The sequence below is a fragment of the Massilia sp. NBRC 108631 genome, from assembly GCF_059704565.1.
Map to the genome: position 1 here is coordinate 1 of NZ_BAAKJE010000306.1, position 7,267 is coordinate 7,267.

Here is a 7,267-nt window from a genome sequence, read left to right on the forward strand (position 1 = left end):
TTTTGCGCCGATGATAGTGCTGCAACCAGTGTGAAAGTAGGTTATCGTCAGGCTAGTTATATGAAAAAGCCCCGCCAGTGATCTGGTGGGGCTTTTTTGCGTTTGTGGCTTGGAGGCTGCTTTTTTCCCGGTTTCTATTGCTTGCAGGTAGGGCTCAGCCTAGCATGTGAAGACATCACTAGACTGGAGGGTGGCCATGCTGGGGAAATTCTCGATCGGGAAGCGTCTTGGTTTTGCATTCGGTTTGCTGACCTTGCTGTCGCTGCTGTTCGGCCTGATGGCTTACAGCGAGATCTCCGCCATGAACAGCCAGTGGCAGACCGTCAAGGAAGATGCCATTGCCAAGTCCAATGCCACCACCAAGGGTTCGGTGGCGCTGGGCAGCGCGGTCCAGATGTTCAAGAATTACGTGCTGCGCGGCGAAGACTACGACAAGCGCCTGATCGCCCAACTGGACATCATCGATAGCATCGACGACGACTACAAGGCCACCGGCCGCATGACTTCCGAGGAAGAACGCATCCTCGCCAAGGTCCACCAGGACACCATCCTGTACCGCACCGCTCTCGGCAAGATCGTTGAACTTCGCGCAAGTGGCGTCAAAGATGCCGAAACACTCGACAAGTCCGTCAGCGGCGCCGACAAGCCGCTGGCCGATGCGCTGGAGCAGCTGCGCAAGATCACGGCCCAGACCACCAAGGCTTCCGACGAAAAGATGACCGCAGTCAGCGCCCGTGCGCGCCAGCTCATCGTCTCCGCGCTGGTGCTGCTGGTGATCCTGTCGATACTGGCCGCCGTCTTCATCACGCGCAGCATCACGCTGCCCCTGGATAACGCGGTGCAGGCAGCCAACCGCCTGGCCGAAGGCGACCTGGCGGTGTCGCTGCAGTCCGGAGCCAAAGACGAAACCGGGCAGCTGCTGCGCGCCATGGGCAATATGGTGGCCAAGCTGAAACAGGTGATCGACGGCCAGCGCGCGGCGGTGCAGGCCGCCAACAAGGGCGACTTCAGCAGCCGCGTCGACCTGCAGGGCCTGCAAGGCTTCCAGAAGGAGATGGGCGAAGGCCTGAACCAGCTTGTGACCACCACCCAGGGCGGCATCGACGACATGGTGGGCATGATGGAAGCCATCGCCGGCGGCGACCTGACTCGCACCATCGACAAGAAATACGAAGGCGCGTTTGGCGAGATGATGGGCTTCGCCAATTCTGCGGTGGCCAAGCTGTCGCAGGTGGTGTCCGAAGTGAACGACAGCGCGGCGGCGCTGGCCGCTGCTTCCGAGCAGGTCAGCGCCACGGCGCAGTCGCTGTCGCAGGCGGCCAGCGAGCAGGCCGCCAGTGTGGAAGAAAGCAGCGCTTCGATGGAGCAGATGACGGCCTCCATCAGCCAGAACACCGAGAACGCCAAGGTCACCGACGCCATGGCCAGCAAAGCGGCGACGGAGGCCACCGAGGGTGGATCGGCGGTGAAGGAAACCGTAGCGGCCATGAAACAGATCGCCACCAAGATCGTCATCATCGACGATATCGCCTACCAGACCAACCTGCTGGCCCTGAACGCCGCCATCGAGGCGGCGCGCGCCGGCGAGCATGGCAAGGGCTTCGCGGTGGTGGCGGCCGAGGTGCGCAAGCTGGCCGAGCGCGCGCAGGTGGCGGCCCAGGAAATCGGCAACGTGGCCGGCAGCAGCGTGAACCTGGCCGAGAAGGCTGGCACCTTGCTCGACTCCATGGTGCCCAATATTAAAAAGACATCCGACCTGGTGCAGGAAATTACCGCCGCCTCCGAAGAGCAGGCCACCGGCGTCAGCCAGATCAATATGGCGATGGGCCAGTTGAGCCAGACCACGCAGCAGAACGCGGCCGGTTCCGAGGAACTGGCATCGACCGCCGAGGAAATGAGCAGCCAGGCCGAGGAGCTGCAGCACACCATGGCCTTCTTCAATGTGGGCGCGGTGGCGGCGCCGGCGCGGGCTGCGCGCGGCCGCGCCGGCGTGCGCCAGGCGCCGGTCCGGGCCGCCGCCGTGCGGCCCGCGCCGCGCAAAGTGATGGGCGCCGAGACGGAGCCGGACGAATCGCAATTCACGCGTTTCTGAGGTTCCTGATCCGATGACTGCCGAACCCATCTCCGATCGGGAATTTACCCAGTTCCAGCGCTTCATCTACGAAGTGGCCGGAATCACGCTGGCGCCAGGAAAAAAGGCGCTGGTCAGCGGCCGACTGGCCAAGCGCCTCGCGCACCACAAGCTCACCAGCTACGGCGCGTATTTCAACATGATCGCCAGCGGCCAGTCCCCGGCCGAAACCCAGACCGCTGTCGATCTGCTGACCACTAACGAAACCTATTTTTTCCGCGAGTCCAAGCACTTCGACCTGTTGCGCAAGCTGGCTGCCGAAGCGCTGTCGCAGCGGCGCCCGTTCCGGGTGTGGAGCGCGGCCTGCTCCACTGGCGAGGAGCCGTACAGCATCGCCATGGTGCTGGACGACGTGCTGGGCGGCCAGGAATGGGAGCTGTACGCGTCCGACATCAGCACCCGCGTGCTGGCGGCGGCGCGCACCGGCCATTACGTGCGCGAGCGCACCAGCCACATTCCTCCCGCCTACCTGAAGCGCTACTGCTTGCGCGGCGTGGCCGAGCAGGACGGCACGCTGCTGGTGGAAAAGAGCCTGCGCCAGCGGGTGCAATTTCACCAGGTGAACCTGAACTCGCCCACGCCGCCCAAGTTCGGCCAGTTCGACGTGATCTTCCTGCGCAACGTGCTGATCTACTTCAGTCCCTCGACCAAGCACGAGGTGGTGGGGCGTTTGCTGGGCGCGTTGCGGCCTGGCGGCCACCTGCTGATTGGCCACTCCGAGAGCCTGCACGACATGGGCGGTCCGCTGCAGGTGCTGGCGCCGTCGGTTTATCGCAAGGTATGAGGCCGCCATGGCCGTCATTGACGTCTTCTTGCTGCCCGGCCAACATTTTGTCGGCGACGCACGGCACAGGATACGAACCTTGCTCGGTTCCTGCGTATCGATTACGCTTTGGCATCCACTGGCGCGGGTGGGCGCCATGTCGCACTTCCTGCTGACCATGGGCGACAAGGACGCCAAGAATGTCGGCCAGCTGAATGGGCGCTATTGCGAAGGCGCGCTGGAGCTGATGCTGGCGGACCTGGAACAGGCCGGCATCAATCCGGCCGAATGCCAGGCCAAGGTGTTTGGCGGCGGCATGATGTTCCCCGGCATAGAACGCGGCGACAGCATGGGGATAGGACGGCGCAACGGCGAGACAGCCGAACGCCTGCTTGAGCAGCACAAGATACCGGTGGTGTCCGAAAGCCTGTTCGGCGTCGGTCACCGCCATATTATTTTCAACGTCAGGACCGGCGACGTGTGGGTGCGCCAGGGGCCGCCTGGCACACCCGGGGTCAAGTCGTTGAAGGAGCGCTTATGAAGAAAATCAATGTGATGGTGGTGGACGATTCGGCCGTGGTACGCCAGGTCGTCACCGCGCTGCTGAACAAGGCGCCGGACATCCAGGTGCTGCATGCGGTGGCCGATCCCATCCTGGCCATGGAGCGCATGAAGACGGTGTGGCCGGACGTGATCGTGCTGGACGTGGAAATGCCGCGCATGGACGGCATCACCTTCCTGCGCAAGATCATGGCCGAGCGCCCCACGCCGGTGGTGATCTGCTCCACGCTGACGGCCAAGGCGGCCAAGACCACCATGGAGGCCATGGCCGCCGGCGCGGTCTCCATCATCACCAAGCCCAAGCTGGAACTGAAGCAGTTCCTGAACGACAGCTCGGACGAACTGGTGGGCGCGGTGCGTGCCGCCGCCGTGGCCAATGTGCGCCGCCTGGCCGGACGCGCCGCGCCCTTGCAGCCGGTGGCCAAGCTCACCGCCGACGCCATCCTGCCTGCCGCCGACGGCCGCGCCATGACGCAGACCACCGAGCGCGTGGTGGCCATCGGCACCTCCACCGGCGGCACGCAGGCGCTGGAAGTGGTGCTCACGTCGCTGCCGCGCGTGTCGCCCGGCATCGTCATCGTGCAGCACATGCCGGAGAAGTTCACGGCTGCCTTTGCCGAGCGCCTGAATTCCGTGTGCGAGATCACCGTCAAGGAAGCGCAGACCGGGGACCGCGTCACGCCCGGCCGCGCGCTGATCGCGCCGGGCGGCAAGCACATGCTGTTGCGCCGCAACGGTGCCCAGTATTTTGTGGAAGTGATGGACGGCCCGCTGGTGAACCGGCACCGGCCTTCGGTCGATGTGCTGTTCCGCTCCGTGGCGAAGTGCGCCGGCTCGAACGCGCTGGGCGTGATCATGACCGGCATGGGCGATGACGGCGCGGCCGGCCTGCTGGAGATGCGCAACGCCGGCGCCTACACGGTGGCGCAGGATGAAGCCAGCTGCGTGGTGTACGGCATGCCGAAGGAAGCCGTCAAGCGCGGCGGCGTGGAGCGCACCGTGACGCTGGACCAGATCGGCCGCGAGATCGTGCAGCAGATGAATTCCTTCCTGGCCTGAGGCAGTCCATGGCTGACTGGAGCGGCTGCACGGCGATGGTGGTGGAGGACAGCCCTGTCCAGCGCGACCACATGGCCGGGCTGCTGCGCCAGGCCGGCTTCGGCGACGTGCTGCTGGCTTGCGACGGCATCGATGCGCTGCGCAAGCTCAATGCGCGCGGCGTGCCGGTGGAACTGGTGCTGACCGATATGGACATGCCCGGCATGGACGGTATCGAGTTGATGCGCCATCTGTGCGAGCTGGAGCTCGCTGCCAGCCTGGTGGTGGCCAGCGCGCGCGAAGAACGGCTGCAGGAAGCACAGGCCAGTATGGCGCAGCGCGCGGCGCGCCTGGTGCTGCTGGGGACCGCGCTCAAGCCGCTGCATTTCGACAGGCTTGGCGAGATCCTGGCGCGGGCCGACGCCGGCGGGCTGCGCCAGGCTACTGCCACCGGCTTGCCGGCACCGGCCGAAGTGGAAGCGGCGCTGGCGGACGGCCGCTTCCTGCCCTACTACGAGCCGCGCATCGAGATCGCCAGCGGCATGTTGCGCAGCCTGGACGTGCAGCCGTGCTGGATGCACCCGGAGCGCGGCCTGATACGCGCGGAGCGCTTTCTTCCCGCCTTGCCTGGCACGGACTGGATCGCGCCGCTGACGGCGGACATCGCGGCGCAGGCGCTGCGCCAGCTGCGTGCCTGGCATGACATCGGCCTGATCTCGCTGGGCCTGTCGATCAAGCTGCCGGTGGAGACCCTGGCCGACCGCAGCCAGATTGACCGGCTCAGTGCCCTGGTGCGCGAACTGGGCCTGGAACCGCGCACCGTGACCTGGGAATGCCAGGAGCCGGTGCTGGCGTGCGGTGCGCCGCTCACCATTGCCAACCTGGCGCACCTGGGCGTGCGGGGCTTCGGCCTGGCGCTGGGAGGCTACCGCGCCGGCCACACCACGCAGCAGCACCTGGCGCGCTGCCCGCTGACCGAGCTGCGCATCGACCCCGTCATCGTGCACGAAGCGTCACAGCATCCGCCGCGCCAGGCGCTGCTGCAGCAATCGCTGGCCGCCGCGCACCAGATGGGCATGGCGGCCGTCGCCGAAGGCGTCGAGCTGGTGGAGGATTTGGCCTTGCTGCGCAGCCTGGGCTGCGAACTGGCGCAAGGCGCGCTGGTGGCCGCGCCCATGCCCGGCAGCGCGCTGGCTGGCTGGATCAAGAACAACCGCAGGCGGTTAAAAGAGCTGGCGCAAACCGCGTAGGGTGGGATAGGCGGGCGTGTCCTACGCACGCATCGGCGCCGTGATCGGCAAGGTCAAAGTGAAGGTGGTGCCGGCGCCGGGCGTGCTGCGCACATCGATGCGCCCGCCCAGGATATCGCCGACGATATTGTGCACGATGTGCAGCCCCAGCCCCGAGCCGCCCACTCCAAGCTTGGTGGTGAAAAAAGGTTCGTAGATGTGCAGCAGGTTGTCCGCGCTGATGCCCTTGCCGTCGTCGGAAATGGTCAGCACCACGCTGCCCTGTTCTTCTCCGCTGGAGCTGATCGCGATAGTGCCGTAATCGCGCCCGTCCAGTCCGTGCGTAATGGCGTTGGTCAGCAGGTTGGTGATGACTTGGCCCAGCGGACCGGGATAGCTGTCCATCATCAGCGCCGGCGGAATGTCCTGCGTCACCGTGTAAGGCGTGCGGCGTATGGTGGGCAACAAGGTCAGCACATTGCCGGACACTACGTCCGCCAGCAGGAAGGTGCGGCGCTGGGCACTGGTCTGGTCCACCGCCACTTGCTTGAAGTTCGACACCATGTCGGCCGCGCGGTGCAGATTGCGCACCAGCACCTCCACCGCCGTATTCGCGTTCGACAGATAGCTGTCGAACACCGAGCGTTTCATCGGCTCGCCCCGGCTGAACATGGCGCGGATCTCGTTGGTCTGGTCCTCGAAAGCGCTGGCGATCATCAGGCTGTTGCCGATGGGCGTGTTGAGCTCGTGCGAGATGCCGGCAACCAGCGCGCCCAGCGCCGCCAGCTTTTCGCTATGCACCAGTTCCTCTTTCGCGCGGTTTAACTGTTCGAACATTTGCTGCAGGTCCCGGTTGGCCTTGCGCAATTCCAAATGGGTGTTGATGCGGGCCAGCACTTCCTCGATCTGGAAGGGCTTGGTGATGTAATCGACGCCGCCGGCTTCGAAGCCGCTGACCTTCTGGCGCGCGTCGGCCAGGCTGGTCATGAAGATGACGGGGATATCGCGGGTGGCCTCGCTGGCCTTCAGGCGGCGGCAGGCTTCGAAGCCGTCCATGCCCGGCAGCACCACGTCCATCAGCACCAAGTCGGGCAGGCCGAACTCCGCGCGCATCAGGCCTTCTTCCGCATGGCGGGCAATCAGCACCAGGAAGCCCCGGGAAGACAGGTGATCGAGCAGGGCGGTCAGGAATGAAGGCGAGTCATCCACCACCAGTATGGTGGGCGGACTTCCGGCCGGCAGTTCATGTGGGACCATCCTGACTCCTGTCGAATATGGCTGCAACACCTGCTGCGGAAAGTATATTCCAAAAACACTGTTGCAAGGCGGGGCAGGCTTTGCTATAGTTCTGTCCCCGCGCTGCTGAACACACGCAGCGCTGGATGAGAAGAGAAAAGAGGGTTGACGGAAGTATCGACAAGCCTCATAATATCGCCTCTCTGCTGCTGAACAAAACGCTTCAGCAAGTAACGCAGAATTCTTTAAAAATTAACAGTCGATAAGTGTGGGCGTTTGATGATGATGCCGGAGGCGCAAGCCTCTTAG

General features: G+C 64.7%; 6 protein-coding genes. 5 read left to right on the top strand and 1 reads right to left on the bottom strand.

Annotated elements, in window-relative coordinates; translation table 11 throughout:
• Positions 1-196: 196 nt before the first annotated feature.
• From AC6H42_RS32975 to AC6H42_RS32995, 5 genes are read left to right on the top strand one after another with little or no spacing between them, the layout of a single operon-like run.
• A complete protein-coding gene (locus AC6H42_RS32975; protein WP_082551899.1) occupies positions 197-2,092 on the top strand; it encodes a methyl-accepting chemotaxis protein in 1,896 nt (631 codons plus the stop codon).
• Between the two features lie 13 nt (positions 2,093-2,105).
• The gene (locus AC6H42_RS32980) at positions 2,106-2,915 is read left to right on the top strand and encodes a CheR family methyltransferase (RefSeq protein WP_057156231.1); all 810 of its coding nucleotides are present in this window, start codon (positions 2,106-2,108) and stop codon (positions 2,913-2,915) included.
• Positions 2,916-2,922: 7 nt separating this feature from the next.
• Positions 2,923-3,435, top strand: a complete 513-nt coding sequence (locus AC6H42_RS32985) for a chemotaxis protein CheD (protein ID WP_200953983.1) — start codon at positions 2,923-2,925, stop codon at positions 3,433-3,435.
• Positions 3,432-4,514 (top strand): protein-glutamate methylesterase/protein-glutamine glutaminase, encoded by a 1,083-nt coding sequence (locus tag AC6H42_RS32990; protein ID WP_057156232.1) that lies wholly within the window; start codon positions 3,432-3,434, stop codon positions 4,512-4,514. The genes AC6H42_RS32985 and AC6H42_RS32990 overlap by 4 nt, the downstream gene beginning before the upstream one ends.
• An 8-nt stretch (positions 4,515-4,522) precedes the next feature.
• Positions 4,523-5,743 (top strand): EAL domain-containing response regulator, encoded by a 1,221-nt coding sequence (locus AC6H42_RS32995; protein ID WP_497549929.1) that lies wholly within the window; start codon positions 4,523-4,525, stop codon positions 5,741-5,743.
• A gap of 21 nt (positions 5,744-5,764) precedes the next feature.
• Here the strand turns inward: AC6H42_RS32995 and AC6H42_RS33000 are convergent, their stop codons facing one another.
• Entirely contained in the window at positions 5,765-6,979 is a 1,215-nt protein-coding gene (locus AC6H42_RS33000) for a sensor histidine kinase (protein WP_497549930.1), read from the bottom strand.
• Between the last annotated feature and the right edge of the window lie 288 nt (positions 6,980-7,267).